11 protein-coding genes, 2 tRNA genes and 3 rRNA genes are annotated in these 15,984 nt (G+C 40.5%); 11 read left to right on the forward strand and 5 right to left on the reverse strand.

Features of this window, described 5'->3' with window-relative positions; translation table 11 throughout:
- Positions 1–532 precede the first annotated feature (532 nt).
- From EWM59_RS18260 to rrf, 5 genes are all read left to right on the forward strand, one after another.
- Positions 533–2,033: ribosomal RNA gene (locus EWM59_RS18260) — 16S ribosomal RNA — on the forward strand.
- A gap of 176 nt (positions 2,034–2,209) precedes the next feature.
- Positions 2,210–2,286: transfer RNA gene (locus tag EWM59_RS18265), tRNA-Ile, on the forward strand.
- 83 nt (positions 2,287–2,369) lie between these two features.
- A tRNA-Ala gene (locus EWM59_RS18270) sits at positions 2,370–2,443 on the forward strand.
- Positions 2,444–2,680: 237 nt separating this feature from the next.
- A 23S ribosomal RNA gene (locus tag EWM59_RS18275) occupies positions 2,681–5,492 on the forward strand.
- A 178-nt stretch (positions 5,493–5,670) separates the two neighbouring features.
- A 5S ribosomal RNA gene (rrf, locus tag EWM59_RS18280) occupies positions 5,671–5,782 on the forward strand.
- The 16S, 23S and 5S rRNA genes sit together here with 2 tRNA genes alongside, the layout of an rRNA operon.
- Before the next feature lie 377 nt (positions 5,783–6,159).
- Here the strand turns inward: rrf and EWM59_RS28435 are convergent.
- From EWM59_RS28435 to EWM59_RS18290, 3 genes are all read right to left on the reverse strand, one after another.
- Positions 6,160–6,519 carry a DUF5655 domain-containing protein gene (locus EWM59_RS28435; RefSeq protein ID WP_229239387.1) on the reverse strand — a complete coding sequence of 120 codons (360 nt, stop codon included), beginning with the start codon at positions 6,517–6,519 and terminating at the stop codon, positions 6,160–6,162.
- 210 nt (positions 6,520–6,729) lie between these two features.
- Positions 6,730–7,077 carry a PDDEXK family nuclease gene (locus tag EWM59_RS28440; protein ID WP_229239388.1) on the reverse strand — a complete coding sequence of 116 codons (348 nt, stop codon included), beginning with the start codon at positions 7,075–7,077 and terminating at the stop codon, positions 6,730–6,732.
- A gap of 77 nt (positions 7,078–7,154) precedes the next feature.
- Positions 7,155–7,472 carry a hypothetical protein gene (locus EWM59_RS18290; RefSeq protein WP_130022699.1) on the reverse strand — a complete coding sequence of 106 codons (318 nt, stop codon included), beginning with the start codon at positions 7,470–7,472 and terminating at the stop codon, positions 7,155–7,157.
- 467 nt (positions 7,473–7,939) lie between these two features.
- On the opposite strand from EWM59_RS18290, the gene EWM59_RS18295 reads away from it, so the two are divergent.
- Positions 7,940–9,067, forward strand: a complete 1,128-nt coding sequence (locus tag EWM59_RS18295; RefSeq protein WP_130022700.1) for an aspartate aminotransferase family protein — start codon at positions 7,940–7,942, stop codon at positions 9,065–9,067.
- On the opposite strand, the gene EWM59_RS18300 is transcribed toward EWM59_RS18295, so the two are convergent.
- A complete protein-coding gene (locus EWM59_RS18300; protein ID WP_130022701.1) occupies positions 9,057–9,860 on the reverse strand; it encodes a class I SAM-dependent methyltransferase in 804 nt (267 codons plus the stop codon). The genes EWM59_RS18295 and EWM59_RS18300 overlap by 11 nt on opposite strands.
- Positions 9,861–9,954: 94 nt before the next feature.
- Between EWM59_RS18300 and EWM59_RS18305 the strand changes: the two genes are divergently transcribed.
- Entirely contained in the window at positions 9,955–10,437 is a 483-nt protein-coding gene (locus EWM59_RS18305) for a DUF456 domain-containing protein (RefSeq protein ID WP_130022702.1), read from the forward strand.
- Positions 10,438–10,476: 39 nt separating this feature from the next.
- On the opposite strand, the gene EWM59_RS18310 is transcribed toward EWM59_RS18305, so the two are convergent.
- Positions 10,477–11,001: a GNAT family N-acetyltransferase gene (locus tag EWM59_RS18310; RefSeq protein WP_130022703.1), complete on the reverse strand. Its 525-nt coding sequence runs from the start codon at positions 10,999–11,001 to the stop codon at positions 10,477–10,479.
- A 233-nt stretch (positions 11,002–11,234) separates the two neighbouring features.
- Here EWM59_RS18310 and EWM59_RS18315 point away from each other — a divergent pair, with 233 nt between their 5' ends.
- From EWM59_RS18315 to EWM59_RS18330, 4 genes are all read left to right on the forward strand, one after another.
- Positions 11,235–11,594, forward strand: coding sequence for a BlaI/MecI/CopY family transcriptional regulator (locus tag EWM59_RS18315; protein WP_130022704.1), 360 nt, complete (start codon positions 11,235–11,237; stop codon positions 11,592–11,594).
- Between the two features lie 29 nt (positions 11,595–11,623).
- Positions 11,624–13,678: a M56 family metallopeptidase gene (locus tag EWM59_RS18320; RefSeq protein WP_130022705.1), complete on the forward strand. Its 2,055-nt coding sequence runs from the start codon at positions 11,624–11,626 to the stop codon at positions 13,676–13,678.
- Between the two features lie 180 nt (positions 13,679–13,858).
- Entirely contained in the window at positions 13,859–14,584 is a 726-nt protein-coding gene (locus EWM59_RS18325; RefSeq protein ID WP_130022706.1) for a YiaD family glycine zipper/OmpA-like lipoprotein, read from the forward strand.
- 176 nt (positions 14,585–14,760) lie between these two features.
- Positions 14,761–15,939, forward strand: a complete 1,179-nt coding sequence (locus EWM59_RS18330; RefSeq protein ID WP_229239389.1) for an AI-2E family transporter — start codon at positions 14,761–14,763, stop codon at positions 15,937–15,939.
- The last annotated feature ends 45 nt before the right edge of the window (positions 15,940–15,984 follow it).

Consider the following 15,984-nt stretch of genomic DNA (forward strand, 5'->3'; position numbering starts at 1 on the left):
AAGGGAATCTCAAAAATAAAGTTTAAAATTAATTTGGAGTTGTAGAAATAAGTTCAGAATTTTGCACCCCGATTGATTGAGAGAGTAAGAAAAGAGAGTTGAAGAGAAAGCATGAGGCGAAAATAAAAATCGAAAAAAATTAGGAGTTGTAAAAATAAGTTCAGAATTTTGCACCCCGATTGATTGAGAGAGTAAGAGAAGTAAAAGAAAGAGGAGTTACGAAGAGCGACTGAGGAGATAAGGAGAGTGAAAAAAAATATGAAAAAATATTTTTTTAAATTCAAAAAGAGTCGTAACTTTGCAGTCCGTTTCGCCTTATAAAAAAGAAGGAGAACGGAAAAAGTAGAAAGGATAAAGTAATTAAAAGTAAAACAGTAAAACGGATTAAGTTGTTCAAAAAGAGTTTAAAATTTTTAGGAGCTTAGTTTTAGTTTTAACAAGTCGGAAGGTTTTAGGACTGGATGAATAAAGTTCATTAACTTGTTGAGAATGCAAATGCGAGACCAAAGTGGTCAGGCAAACAAATTCATTTACAATGGAGAGTTTGATCCTGGCTCAGGATGAACGCTAGCGGCGGGCTTAATACATGCAAGTCGAGGGGTAGCAATACACCGGCGCACGGGTGCGTAACGCGTATGCAACCTACCTGTATCAGGGGGATAGCCCGGGGAAACCCGGATTAATACCGCATAAGTAAGTAGATTGGCATCAATCAGCTTTGAAAGATTTATCGGATACAGATGGGCATGCGTAAGATTAGATAGTTGGCGAGGTAACGGCTCACCAAGTCTACGATCTTTAGGGGCTCTGAGAGGAGAATCCCCCACACTGGCACTGAGATACGGGCCAGACTCCTACGGGAGGCAGCAGTAGGGAATATTGGGCAATGGACGCAAGTCTGACCCAGCCACGCCGCGTGCAGGAAGAAGGCCCTCTGGGTTGTAAACTGCTTTTGACTGGGAAGAAAAGATCTCTTGCGAGAGAAGTTGACGGTACCAGTGGAATAAGCCACGGCTAACTACGTGCCAGCAGCCGCGGTAATACGTAGGTGGCGAGCGTTATCCGGATTTATTGGGTTTAAAGGGTGCGTAGGCGGCTGATTAAGTCAGCGGTGAAAGGTAGCAGCTTAACTGTTTTACATGCCGTTGATACTGGTTAGCTTGAGTTAACAGAAGGCAGATAGAATTTCTGGTGTAGCGGTGAAATGCTTAGATACCAGGAGGAATACCGATTGCGAAGGCAGTCTGCTGCAGTTACACTGACGCTGAGGCACGAAAGTGCGGGGATCAAACAGGATTAGATACCCTGGTAGTCCGCACAGTAAACGATGATTACTAGTTGTTGGCGCAAGTCAGTGACCAAGGGAAACCGATAAGTAATCCACCTGGGGAGTACGCCGGCAACGGTGAAACTCAAAGGAATTGACGGGGGTCCGCACAAGCGGTGGAGCATGTGGTTTAATTCGATGATACGCGAGGAACCTTACCTGGACTAGAATGTGAGGGAATTATTCAGAAATGGATAAGCCAGCAATGGCCCAAAACAAGGTGCTGCATGGCTGTCGTCAGTTCGTGCCGTGAGGTGTTGGGTTAAGTCCCGCAACGAACGCAACCCCTGTTGTCTGTTGCCATCAAGTTAAGTTGGGGACTCAGACAAGACTGCCTACGCAAGTAGAGAGGAAGGAGGGGACGACGTCAAGTCATCATGGCCCTTACGTCCAGGGCAACACACGTGCTACAATGGGCGATACAGAGTGTTGCGAGCCAGCAATGGCAAGCCAATCACAAAAAGTCGTTCACAGTTCGGATTGGGGTCTGCAACTCGACCCTATGAAGCTGGAATCGCTAGTAATCGGGTATCAGCTATGACCCGGTGAATACGTTCCCGGACCTTGTACACACCGCCCGTCAAGCCATGGAAGTTGGGTAGACCTGAAGCGGAAGGTAAAAGATTTCGTTAGGGTAGAACCAGTAACTGGGGCTAAGTCGTAACAAGGTAGCCGTACCGGAAGGTGCGGCTGGAACACCTCCTTTTTAGAGATACTTATCTTAAACAGATAAAGAATCAAAAACGACTGACACAAGGATTGAGCATTTGTATTCTCACAAACAAGTTATGTAGAAGTGAAGGAACGGAAGTTTACAGAGTGTAGTGGTTGTAGAGAGCAAGACTACAACAGACTAAGCTGACTGCGAACTCCTGAAAAAAGGGGCTTGTAGCTCAGGTGGTTAGAGCGTTACACTGATAATGTAAAGGTCCGTGGTTCGAGTCCACGCAGGCCCACCAAGGTTGAATGGCGAATGAGTGAATGACGAATGAGTGAATAATATTCACGATTGACCATTAACTAATTCACGATTAAAATAAATGGGGGTTTAGCTCAGCTGGCTAGAGCACCTGCTTTGCAAGCAGGGGGTCAACGGTTCGAATCCGTTATCCTCCACAGAAACTAATAGCGAATGAAGAATGAGCGAATTAGTGAATAGTAAAAAGAGTAAAAATAAAGAAATCGGCTTCGAGTCGGATATAGTTCTTTAAAACAGGTATTTTAATACCACTATTCTAAGGATAAACAAATAAATTACCTTAACAAACTAGCACAGCTTGGTAGTTATTAAGGATTTGTTTTGAACTGGGTAAAGTTATTTGACATGATGGAAGAGAGAAGAAAAGAGATAAAGTAGGAGCTACATAAGGGCGTACGGAGGATGCCTAGGGTCTCAGAGGCGAAGAAGGACGTGATAAGCTGCGATAAGCTACGGGGAGAAGCACATTTTCTGTGATCCGTAGATTTCCGAATGGGGCAACCCAATAGTTTGAAGAACTATTACCATACTAAGTATGGAGCTAACTCGGTGAACTGAAACATCTAAGTAACCGAAGGAAAATAAAACAACAGTGATTCCGCAAGTAGTGGCGAGCGAACGCGGAGAAGCCCAAACCATCCTTGTTACGGCAAGAGTGGGGTTATAGGACTGCATTTAGGAGTATTATCTAAGTTGAATGATTTGGGAAAGTCATCCAGAGAGTGTGAGAGACACGTAAACGTACCGATAATACAACGAGCAGTATCCTGAGTAGGTGGGGACCGGTGGAATCCCCTCTGAATTCGGCGGCACCATCCGCCAAGGCTAAATACTCCTGAGACACCGATAGTGAACGAGTACTGTGAAGGAAAGGTGAAAAGCACGGGGAGTACCCGGGTGAAATAGAACCTGAAACCGTACGCTTACAAGCGGTCGGAGCAACTTCGTGTTGTGACGGCGTGCCTTTTGCATAATGACCCTACGAGTTACGGTCACCGGCAAGATTAAGTATTTCAGATACGTAGTCGAAGCGAAAGCAAGTCTGAATAGGGCGAATAGTCGGTGGCTGTAGACGCGAAACCTTGTGATCTACCCATGGTCAGGTTGAAGGTTGGGTAAAACCAACTGGAGGACCGAACCAGTTAACGTTGAAAAGTTTTTGGATGAACTGTGGGTAGGGGTGAAAGGCTAATCAAACTGGGAAATAGCTCGTACTCTCCGAAATGTATTTAGGTACAGCGTCGAGGTTGAGTTATATCGAGGTAGAGCTACCAATAGGATGCGGGGGAGTCAAATCCTACCAAATTCTGATAAACTCCGAATGCGATATAATATACTCGGCAGTGAGGGCTTGGGTGCTAAGGTCCGAGTCCAAAAGGGAAAGAACCCAGAACTACAACTAAGGTCTCTAAATCTATACTAAGTTGAACTAAGGAAGTCTGATTGCAGAGACAGCCAGGATGTTTGCTTGGAAGCAGCAATCATTTAAAGAGTGCGTAACAGCTCACTGGTCGAGCGAGGCGGGCATCGATAATAAACGGGCATCAAGTATAGTACCGAAGTTTAGTCAAGAATTTATTCTTGGGTAGGAGAGCATTCTGTTCGCGGCGAAGGTGTACTGTGAGGTATGCTGGAGCGGATAGAAAAGCAAATGTAGGGATAAGTAGCGATAATGTATGTGAGAACCATACACACCGAAAGACTAAGGATTCCTCAGCTACGTCAATCAACTGAGGGTTAGTCGGGTCCTAAGGATCATGCGAAAGCAGAAGCCGATGGCAAACAGGTTAATATTCCTGTACTGGTGATGGTGCGATGCGGGGACGGAGTGTGGGAGTTTGTACGTCCTGACGGAATAGGGCGTTGAGGGGAGGCTTAGGCTGAACCGAACAAGTGAACATGCTTCCAAGAAAAGCCGCTAAGCTTCAGCCATTTACCACCCGTACCGTAAACCGACACAGGTAGTCGAGGCGAGAAGCCTCAGGTGCTCGAGTGAGTCACAGCTAAGGAACTCGGCAAATTAACCCTGTAACTTCGGGAGAAGGGGAGCCTCAGCAATGAGGCCGCAGAGAAATGGCCCAGGCGACTGTTTAACAAAAACACATGGCTTTGCTAAGTTTAATGACAAAGTATAAGGCCTGACACCTGCCCGGTGCTGGAAGGTTAAGAGGGGATGTCATCGCAAGAGAAGCATTGAATCGAAGCCCCAGTAAACGGCGGCCGTAACTATAACGGTCCTAAGGTAGCGAAATTCCTTGTCGGGTAAGTTCCGACCTGCACGAATGGTGTAACGATCTGGGCACTGTCTCAGCTGTGAGCTCGGCGAAATTGTAGTAGCGGTGAAGATGCCGCTTACCCGCCACGGGACGGAAAGACCCCGTGAACCTTTACTATAGCTTAACGTTGAATTCGGGTAACTGATGTGTAGGATAGGTGGGAGGCTGTGAGCCGGTGTCGCTAGGCATCGGGGAGCCAACGTTGAAATACCACCCTTTGGTTATTTGGATTCTAACTCGCGCTGCGAGGACACCGTTTGGTGGGTAGTTTGACTGGGGTGGTCGCCTCCAAAAGAGTAACGGAGGCTTCCAAAGGTAGTCTCAGCACGCTTGGTAACCGTGCGTTGAGTGCAATAGCAAAAGACTGCTTGACAGTGAGACCAACAAGTCGAGCTGGCTGGAAACAGGGGTATAGTGATCCGGTGGTTCTGTATGGAAGGGCCATCGCTCAAAGGATAAAAGGTACTCCGGGGATAACAGGCTGATCTCCCCCAAGAGCTCACATCGACGGGGAGGTTTGGCACCTCGATGTCGGCTCGTCACATCCTGGGGCTGGAGAAGGTCCCAAGGGTTCGGCTGTTCGCCGATTAAAGTGGCACGCGAGCTGGGTTCAGAACGTCGTGAGACAGTTCGGTCCCTATCTGTGGTGGGCGTTGGAAGATTGAGAGGGTCTGACTTTAGTACGAGAGGACCGAGTTGGACGTACCGCTGGTGCATCTGTTGTCCTGCCAAGGGCATGGCAGAGTAGCCAAGTACGGACGGGATAAACGCTGAAAGCATCTAAGTGTGAAACCCTCCTCAAGATGAGTCTTCCATTGAGATTCGTCATAGACGATGACGTTGATAGGCTACAGGTCTAAAAGTGGTAACACCCAGCCGAGTAGTACTAATGAATCGAGGGCTCCTATATTTTTTCATCTCTTTTTTTCTCTCTCCATTTAAGTCATAACATATAACTTAACATTAAAGATATTAGTTGTAAAAGTTCTGAAAAGAATCAAACAACACAAGAAATTCATGGCGTCCATTGGACGGGGCCGGGGTTGCGTACAACTTCAGTTCTTCTCATCGAGAACCAGTAAAGATTTCATGGCGTCCATTGGGCGGGTGTTCACCTCTTCCCATCTCGAACAGAGTAGTTAAGCCCCGCACCGCTGATGGTACTGAGTTCATCCTCGGGAGAGTAAGTAGATGCCAGGATTTTATTACAAAAGCCTCTAAGAGCAATCTTAGAGGCTTTTTTTATGACCAAAAATCCAACAAACGGCCTTCTTGGCGTCCATTGGGTGGGACCGAGGTCGTGCACGACCGAGACGCGTAGTCTTCACCTCTTCCCATCTCGAACAGAGCAGTTAAGCCCGGGGACGCCTAGTCCGCACCGCGACTACGCGTCCCGTGATGTTACTGACAGTGCGACTGCCGGTTTATCCTCGGGAGAGTATCATTCCATGATGGAGTAGATGGACTGGCCGTCCGCCCAGGATTTTATTATAAAAGCTCCAGATAGCAATATTTGGAGCTTTTTTTGTGGTCAAAAATCCAACAAAACGGCTGTTTGGAGAGCCGACTCTACACAATCATTCTCTATTTTTTCTCAGCGATTGCTTTAATAAGCTAATGATATAGTCAATATCTTCTAAGTCAGACAATTTTATTTCATACGAGCCATTACCCCAATGCCCAACATTTGATACGTCTCTTGCGATTTGCTTTTGGTCTTGCAAGTCACCACTTTTAAGATTCAAGTAAATTTTTAAGCCTTTGCCCTGCAAAACTATATCACAGAAAATGTTATTGTCAATTTTGAAACCAATTGTCTGTTTTTTAGGCTGGGTTGTAACATTGTCTTCAAGTGCAATGAGCCTTTCTTTTATTTGTTCGTATAGTTCTCTTGTTTCAAAATCAACTTTTTGCAAATGATCTTGTTCTGTAAACACCTTTACTTCTTTATTAACAGCTTCAACTGTTTGGTCATTCCTTGAAATGGTCTTAATGCTCTCCTTTGCTGAAGTTTTTTGAATTTGCTCAAATGAGATAGTATCATTCTCAAAACGTTTAATTTCCCAGAGTTCAATTGGTAAATCTTTGAAGTTTATCGCTTCTCTTTGATAATTTGTAAATTGTGGAGAAACAAAAATTACTTTTGATTACGACCAGTCTACATCTGTCCGTTTAAGAATTGTTTGCTGGGTTTCGTTAAATTCAAGGATAAAGTCAGCTTTGTTGTTAAGCATTAGCGACAAGTAGGCATATCCTTGGTCTATTACACTAAAATTCTTATCTCGTTTGTATTCGATAATTACAAAGGCTTTAGTTTCTCTATCAAATGCTAAAGTATCTATGCGAAAATTATTAAGTGAAAATTCAGAACGAATAAAGTCTAATTGCAAAAGTGATTTTAAGTTTTTCTCAACTAATGTCTGAATGTCTTTCTCAAACTTGAAAGAAAGTTCTTTAATAAAATCCAGTCTTTGTCCTATTTTATAAAGTGGCATTTATATTATTGATTATATTGCTTTTTTTAAGTACTTTTATTAAACAATCTGCAAACGATTTACAAAATCGTTATACATTAAGCAACCGGATACTCATCAATCCCCAAAGTAGTCAGTTTAGGATTGATAGTTTTAGGGCAGATGATGACCTGAAAGAATTTGGTTCTCATGGCATCAAAATCGCAGACAAACTTGTTTTTTATTTTTAAGGTGCGATAGACTGCCGTATAATTCACCTTTTTTTGCTCCCAACCATTAATGGCAAGATTCGTCTGTACACATTCAATCGCTCTCTTTAAGTTAGAGAAGTAAACTGTAAAGGGTTCCCGCTTCCGCACATCATTCAATGAACCGATATAATGAATGGTTACTTCGTAGATAATTGCCTGCCGCATGAAATACTAATTTTAAACCTTAATAATTACTCTGAATAGAGCCAATTTTTAAATTTATTCAATAAAACGCTTTTTGTGAAAAATTATCTAATAATTTTTCTGAACCACAATAACACCCCATAATTGGCGTTATTTATTTGTATTTCATTTAGTTATAGAGAAAAAGCCCGAACATTTGGATTTGTTGGGCTTTTTCTTTTTTAGGACGATTTACAGCGCCTATATTCTACTTCGTTTGATTTCTATTAATCTAACTCTTCAATAAATATCTCCTGCTTTATCAATAAATTCCCGACTTATCCACATATTCACATATTTATCCACAAATGTTGATTAACTCTTACCCATGGCATAGGCACTTATATTCTTTTAAATTTATACCCATTTTTTGCTAATAAATTGAGAACTTTGCTGCCTCATTTTAAAACGGCTTTTATTGAGCCATTTTTTAACAAAACCAATTACAAATGACGCTTTTTAATGTGTATCCCCTTTACGACATTGAGCCCGTTAAAGCTCAGGGTTCTTATCTATGGGATAAGAACGGACAACAGTATTTAGATTTATATGGTGGTCATGCCGTTATTTCAATCGGCCATACCCATCCTGTTTATGTCCGAAGGCTTACACAACAATTAAAGAACATTGGTTTTTATTCTAATTCGGTAAAAATTCCTTCACAAGAAGAATTAGCCGACAAATTAGGCAAAATATCGGGTCTGAAAGATTATTATTTATTTCTCGTCAATTCGGGAGCAGAAGCCAATGAGAATGCTTTAAAATTAGCTTCTTTTTATAATGGACGGAAGAAAGTGATTGCTTTTACGAAAGGCTTTCATGGACGTACATCGGCGGCCGTAGCAGCTACAGATAATCCGGCGATTAAAGCACCAATTAATTTTGACGACCACGTGCAGATTCTACCTTTCAATGATGTAGAAGCAGTAAAAAGAGCCATTGATACCAATACCTGTGCGGTAATTGTAGAAGGTATTCAAGGCGTAGGGGGTATTCAGGTAGCAAGCGATGAATTTCTGAAAACTATCCGTAAGGCTTGTGATAAAACCGGAGCTATCTTTATTCATGATAGTGTACAATGTGGATATGGGCGTTCGGGTAAGTTTTTCAGTTTCCAGCATAGTGGCGTGAAACCCGATATTATCTCTACAGCTAAAGGCATGGGTAATGGTTTCCCGATTGGTTCTATTCTGATTTCTCCAAGATTTCAGGCGAAACATGGGATGTTAGGTACTACTTTCGGAGGTAACCACCTGGCCTGTACAGCTGCTAATGCGGTTTTAGATGTAATCAAGAAAGAAAAACTGGTGCAGAACGCAGCCACAGTAGGCGATTATTTCTTTGAAAATCTGAAAGGTTTCAGCGGTATCAAAGAATTGCGTGGTAAAGGATTAATGATAGGCATTGAGTTTGAACAACCCGTTGAGCCTATCAGAAATGCCTTATTGTTTGATCAGAAAATATTTACAGGCGTGGCCGGGAAGCATACTATGCGTTTGCTCCCAAGCCTTGCCCTTACAACCAAAGAAGCAGACATCTTTTTAGATGCCTTAAAAAAAGTATTGGCTAAGGTTTAATAGCCTCAATTGCCAATAAATAGAGCTTCATGGTTTGTGCGTCGCTGGCAATCCAGGCATTATACTCCTGGATTGCCTTCAGACGTAATTCTTCGGTGCAAAATCCATCTTTTACTACCTGATTCCCACGTGTTTCAGCTACCACACTCCAGATTCCGGCATCACCGCTAAAACTATCTTCTTCCCGTCTGCTTACTTCATGCTGTTCTACTATATTTATTAATTGTAAATCGAGCTCTTTATAAATAGCCACAAGATTATCAGCAATTGCATTATCATAGCCTGCATCTTTTCTCCAATTCAGAAAAGCCTCATAAAAATCTGACATCGATTGCGGAGGCTGCGGTGTCCACTCTATTTTTGTATGGTTATAATCTAAAATAGAAATCATTCCACCCGGTTTTACCAGATTCTGCATTTGCGCTACTACTTCCGCAGGATTATTCACCCATTGCAGCGTACGGGCGGCAATTACCAGATCAAATTTTTGTTCAGCATCATAGCTATTAATATCTGCTACTTCAAACGACAGATTGCTCAGATAGGCGTAGTTCTTCTGTGCCAGTGCTATCAGGTGTTCGCTAAAGTCGATACCCACTACACGTCCGCTTACACCTACCCGCTCGGCAACGCCTGCGGTAATTGAGCCGGAGCCACAACCTACATCGAGTACCGACATTCCTTCTTTCAGCAGGTTTAGCAGCGACGAATAGCTGTTTTGGACTGTCCGGCGATCAAGCACTTTGTGTGCACCTTGCGGCATTTCTGCTCTTGTTTGAGATGTCTGATTCATGAGTTATTTGATAAATGGTTGATAATGCTGATTGAAATACGAGGTATCATTTCAAAAATGAATACATTTGTTCATTCAAATACCCTTAAAATTTATGGATATTGTTCTGCTGATTGTTGCTATTATTTGTCTCATAGTTGGCTTAATAGGAGCTGTATTGCCCTTACCGGGGCCTCCTTTAAGCTTTGTCGGTATATTAGTTTTACATTTTACCAAATTTGCTCAATTCAGCGAAACCCTTCTCTGGACCTTAGGTATCCTTACTTTAGTTGTTACTATTTTAGATTACCTTGTGCCTATCTGGGGTACTAAAAAATTTGGCGGTTCCAAATACGGTACATGGGGTAGCATGATTGGGCTTATTATTGGACTGTTTTTCGGTCCTTTTGGTATTTTTATCGGTGCTTTTTTAGGTGCCTTGGCTGGTGAACTTATCGGAGGTTCTACCTCACAACAAGCTACTAAAGCAGCTTTTGGCTCTTTTTTAGGTTTCCTGATAGGTATTGTTATGAAAATCGCTCTTTGCGTGGTCATGATTTGGTATGCAGGCAAAGAATTGTGGCATTATTTCGGGTAAATATCGGGAACGCACCGAAGGATGTTCCCGATAAATCTATCATTCACCACGCCTCAACTCCCATAGCATCAATCCCTCCTTAGCCTCTACATACTGAAAACCAGCTTTTTGTAGTACTTTCTGCGAACTAAGGCCATCAATGAATGTATGAGCAATAATGGCTTTAAGGTCAGGATTCTTAAAAGCCCATTGTGCCAGACACGCTAATGCTTCGGTAGCATAGCCTTTTCCTCTATGGCTCAAATCCATTCCGTATCCTGTTTCACATTCGCCTTTTTCGTTAGGTAGGCCACTTACACCAATACCTCCTACGGCGATATTTTCTTCTTTCTGCACAATTAGCCAGTTGGTAAACCATACATAATTGTCAGGATTTTTCTCAACAAGGGGAGTCCAATGATTTTGCAGTGCCTCATCAAATTCATTTTGGAAGAGCGGCTCTGTTTCTACTTTAGCAGCTTTTAGTCCAAGATTTTCAGCCAATACTTCGGGCTGCGTGTAAATACGTAATTGATGTATATTTAATGGAATGAGTCTTAAACGCTCAGATTCGATATAAAACATGATTTGGATAGTCTTTTTATTTGAAAAAAATAAATTAACAGAACAAGTGAAGACTTGTCTTGATGATTGCCGATTTGTTTGTCTTAAACAATATCAGGCAGTCGACTATCCAGAAGTGAAGTACTAAATTTCAGAGGCAAATAGTTAGGCTACAAATATAGTAAAATTTTACCATTACCTAAATAACTGAAAAATAAGTTGTATAACTGAAAAATACGTTATATATTTGATTCATGGAAGAATTAACAAAAACCGAAGAACGCATCATGCACATAATCTGGGATTTAGGCAGGTGCTTTGTAAAAGATATTATAGAGAAAATAGATGATGAGCCTAAACCGCCTTATAATACTATTTCCTCGGTGGTTCGTATTTTAGAGAAAAAAGCCTATGTGGGTTTCAAAGCCTATGGCAAAACCTATGAGTATTGCCCGATTATCAGTAAAGATGATTATGGTAAATTTTCGTTTAAGAAAGTCTTTGCCAATTACTTCAATAATTCGGCTGAAAGCCTATTGTCTTTTATGGTAAAGGAAGAAAAACTAAACGATGCAGAAATTGAAAAACTCAAGCAATTTATAGACAAACAATAAATTCCTATCAACCTTTATTCCAAAATGCTATGCTGTTTCTGATTTATCTTCTGAAAGTATCAGCCTGTCTGGCTGTTTTTTATGGATTATATTTTTTTGCATTCCGCAAATTTACTTTCCATACCCTGAACCGCTTTTATTTGCTTAGTACGCTTTGTGTGGGCTTCCTAATTCCTCTTATTTCTTTTGAAACTACCAAGGTAGTAAAGGCAACGCCCGTTACAATTGTTGAAAACATTCCACTTGCCAGTGCACCTGTTTATTCTCCTGCCTATGCACCGGATTATGATAGCCAAAAAATAGCAACTGTTAAGCCTGAAAAAAAAACCGATTGGCGTTTTTATATACTATCTGGCTATATAATGGTTGCTATGGTATTGCTGTTATTCTTCTGCACGAAGCTATTTAAAATCTATCAACTTAGCCGAAAGGCTGTAAAAGCAGCTAATTTAAGGATTGTTCAAAGTGACGGACAATTAACCAACGCCTCATTTTTCAATCTGATTTTTCTGAATACCAATGGACTCTCAGCTAATGAAAAAGCACAGATAATTGCTCATGAATGTGTACACGTCCGGCAGTTACACTCCATAGATGTTTTATTGGTAGAACTGTGTAAAATTGCTTTATGGTTCAACCCTATCATTTATTTCTATAAAAAATCATTGATAGAGATACATGAATTTGAGGCTGATTTGAATACCATTCAGCAGTTTGACAGTAAGAATTATGCACAATTGTTGCTTAAATTGGGTATCAACCATCAGGTTGATTTAACCAACCAATTTAGTTTACGTCCCTTATCTACACGCATTCAGTTTATATTTAGAAAACGCACAGGTGGAGTAAAAAAAGTATTTTATATGCTTGGTTTGCCTTTATTGGCCTTAGGTATTTTCTCTTTTGCCCAACGCCATGAAAAACTGATTTATAAAGCAACAAACAAAGCGGCGGAGAAAATAAATAGTAAAATAGAACGCTTAACAGAAGAGTTACAATCAACAGAAAGTGATACCATACTTACTCAGCCAGAAATAAAGCCTCTGGCATCAACTGCGCCAGTTGATTCTGTCGGTTACAAATTAATCATTAACCCTTTTTTACTAAAAATCCCGGAAGTTCAGTTTCCTGATTATGCGAAAAACCCTATGATAAGTGGTGTGGTAACCCTTACGGCACAATTAGAGCGTACTCCGGCATATTATTCTTTTGATTTTTTCAAAAATGGAAAATACATTACAGCCGGAGTTTCAGCCGATAGTATTCAATTTTTCCAGAATGAAAAAGAATTACGCAATGGTCAGGATTTTGAATTGATCTATGAAAAAGGAACTATCACAGGTGTTAATTTTAAAGAACATACCAGAAGCGAGACTTTAGGTATTACTATTAAGATAACAAAGAATGACCCATATAAGCCTTTAAAACAAGGCGGAATTCCATTACAAATCAGGCCAGCACCCGATTTGAAAAGCCCCTGGCGATATAGGATAAATCTTGCCACTCAGCAGGATTTTAAAACCGATACGCTAAGAACCTATATGCCTGCCAATTTCCTGGGGAAAGAACCATTGGTAATTATTAATGGTCAGGAGTATCCTTCAAGTATATTACACAAAATCAATCCCAAATCTTTTGGTTGGTCTTATTTAGCCACGCCGAATGAAGCACATGCTTTAGAAAAATACGGTGAAAAAGCACGAGATGGCGTGTTAGAAGTTAGAACTACAGATGACTTTTTATTTAAACCAGAAAAAGAGAATCAATTGGCACTTGAGAATATTAAACGGGAAATGGATGCACGTAGAATTTATAAAAATGACAAGATAGTGAGAGTGCGTCTATTAGACGACGAAGGTAATGAATTTGAAAGAGTTATCATTAAAGGTTTTTTTGAGGATAAAAATATATCAGTTGATATTCCGATAAATGGTAAAATACACTATGAAATTGATGGCAGAACCGTTAGCGAATCAGATGTCATTAATTATAATGGTCTTTTTCAGGGAAGTGGTATAAGGTATGGCAAAATACCTGATAAGAATGGTTATCATGCAAACATCAGTTTAAAAACAAAAAGATAGAACATTGTAGAAATTTTTCCCATATCTGTGCAAAATGCTCTAATTTTCAATACTTATTTAATTTGTAGTTGCTAATTTGCAAATGGGTGATTATCAATTAATTACCAATAGATGATATTTAGACTGGTATATTTCTTTGATTGATTATTGAAAGTTTTTAACATTAAAATTTTCAAAGTCATGAATACGACTCAATCATCTATCAAAAAAATTATAACATTGTCGGTTTGCGGAGCGATGTTAATGAGTGCCACAACTTCCTGTAATTCATTCAAGAAATTAACTAATGAACAAAAAGGGGCTATTATAGGCGTAGGTGCCGGGGCTGCCGCAGGTGCGGCCATTGGTAGCAAAAGCAAAAACCCTGCTGTATATGCCATTGTAGGCTCTGCGGTGGGTGGGGTAGCAGGGGTGTTTATCGGAAAATATATGGATAAACAGGCTGCTAAAATGAAGAAAGACCTGGAGGGTGTAGCAGAAGTAGAACGTGTCGGGGAAGGTATCAAACTTACGATGGAATCAGGTATTCTTTTTGGCGTTGATTCTTATTCTTTAAATCAGATGTCTAAAGAAAATCTGGCAAAGCTGGCAGCGACATTGAAAGAATATGAAGATACCAATATTTTAGTGGCCGGGCATACCGATAATACAGGTAGTGAGGATTATAATATGAAACTATCTGAAAGACGTGCTGATGCTGTTGCCAGTTTGCTCAATAACCTGGGTGTAAAACGTAGTAGAATGTCAGTAATCGGTTATGGGGAATCAGCACCGATAGTGGATAATACGACCGATGCAGGACGAGACAAAAACCGCCGTGTAGAGTTAGCGATTGTAGCTAACGAAGATTTGAAGAAAGAAGCGGCCAAAGGCAATTCAAATGCTGTAGCTAACAATAATAAGTAATACATAGGTAAATTTATTTGGCGTACGTTTGTGACGCCGAGAGCAGAGCAGTATACTTAATAATAGGCTACACAGGCATAAATTGTGTAGCCTATTTTGCATTCAGCGTCATAGAGAAACAACTGGAATAGGTTTTTAACATTTTATAAGTAACTTGAATTATAAACCATATTTCCATGCTTCCAGAACGTTTACCATTTAACATCAAGCTGCCCCTTGCGCTTATTTCCATTACTGTGATTGTATATTGGCTGAGTATTCTTGAATCAGTACTTGTGCCATTTGTTATTTCAATCATTCTTTCCATTTTACTATTTCCTCTATGCGACTGGTTAGAGAAAAAACGAATAGGTAGAGTATTGGCTATTACTATTACATTGGTTTTGTTTACTGCTTTAATAGGTGTCATTATCTATCTGGCTTCTACACAGATTTCAGGCTTTTCTGAAATGATTCCTCAGTTACTTGATAAATTAGAAAAAGCCTATAATAATCTTCAGAAGTGGATGGCTGAAAAATTCGATCTATCAGTCGAAACCCAGACCAACCAGTTGAACACTTATGCCAATCAACTACTTGAGAGGGGAGGCTCTGTGGTAGGTACAGCCTTAACCACTACTTCAAATATGTTGGGTAATTTGTCTATTATGCCTGTATATATGTTCTTTCTGCTGCTTTATCGTGATTTTTTCAAAGATTTCTTTTACCGCGTATTCAAGAGTATAGAAAAAGAAAAGGTAGATGAAGTACTCGGCAAAATTTATGATGTTATTCATAGTTATCTGTCGGGTGTTATAATTGTAACTATTATAGTAGGCACACTCAATACCATTAGCCTGCTTTTGTTAGGTATCGATTACGCCATATTCTTCGGTTTTCTTGCTTCTGTATTACTTATAATTCCTTATATAGGTATTCTTATAGGGTCGCTTTTACCTATCATTATCGCTTTGGTTACTAAAGACTCTCCGATGTATGCCGTAGGCGTAGCGGCCTCTTTTTTTGTGATACAGATGTTAGAAGGCAATTTTATCACACCCAATATTGTAGGCTCAAAAGTCAGTATTAATCCTTTAGCGGCCATTTTAGGATTATTAATGGGAGCAACGCTATGGGGCTTGGCCGGAATGGCTTTATGTTTACCTTGTATAGCTATTATAAAAGTAATTTTTGATTCTGTACCAACACTACAACCTTACGGTTTTGTCATGGGAGAGCCTGCCATTTCAAAAGATAGTACAGAAGAAAAACGCAAAAGAGTCCATAAAATTGAGAAAAATATTGTAGATACTATTAGCGGGAAAAAGACTCTTTTTAAGAAAAGTAGTTCGTCTAAAGATAAAAAACAGGTATAAGCAATATCCGGAATAATAAATATCTTTTCCCAAGTTGTAGAAAGA

It is taken from the genome of Emticicia agri, from assembly GCF_004168285.1.
In the GTDB taxonomy this organism is placed as follows: Bacteria; Bacteroidota; Bacteroidia; order Cytophagales; family Spirosomataceae; genus Emticicia; species Emticicia agri.

Excerpts from the sequence above, each read along its gene's own strand:
- EWM59_RS18315 (WP_130022704.1), top strand. The coding sequence starts at position 11,235 with ATGGAAGAATTAACAAAAACCGAAGAACGCATCATGCACATAATCTGG.
- EWM59_RS18290 (WP_130022699.1), bottom strand. The coding sequence starts at position 7,472 with ATGCGGCAGGCAATTATCTACGAAGTAACCATTCATTATATCGGTTCA.
- EWM59_RS18325 (WP_130022706.1), top strand. The coding sequence starts at position 13,859 with ATGAATACGACTCAATCATCTATCAAAAAAATTATAACATTGTCGGTT.
- EWM59_RS18300 (WP_130022701.1), bottom strand. The coding sequence starts at position 9,860 with ATGAATCAGACATCTCAAACAAGAGCAGAAATGCCGCAAGGTGCACAC.
- EWM59_RS18320 (WP_130022705.1), top strand. The coding sequence starts at position 11,624 with ATGCTGTTTCTGATTTATCTTCTGAAAGTATCAGCCTGTCTGGCTGTT.
- EWM59_RS18330 (WP_229239389.1), top strand. The coding sequence starts at position 14,761 with ATGCTTCCAGAACGTTTACCATTTAACATCAAGCTGCCCCTTGCGCTT.
- EWM59_RS18310 (WP_130022703.1), bottom strand. The coding sequence starts at position 11,001 with ATGTTTTATATCGAATCTGAGCGTTTAAGACTCATTCCATTAAATATA.
- EWM59_RS18305 (WP_130022702.1), top strand. The coding sequence starts at position 9,955 with ATGGATATTGTTCTGCTGATTGTTGCTATTATTTGTCTCATAGTTGGC.
- EWM59_RS28440 (WP_229239388.1), bottom strand. The coding sequence starts at position 7,077 with ATGCCACTTTATAAAATAGGACAAAGACTGGATTTTATTAAAGAACTT.
- EWM59_RS18295 (WP_130022700.1), top strand. The coding sequence starts at position 7,940 with ATGACGCTTTTTAATGTGTATCCCCTTTACGACATTGAGCCCGTTAAA.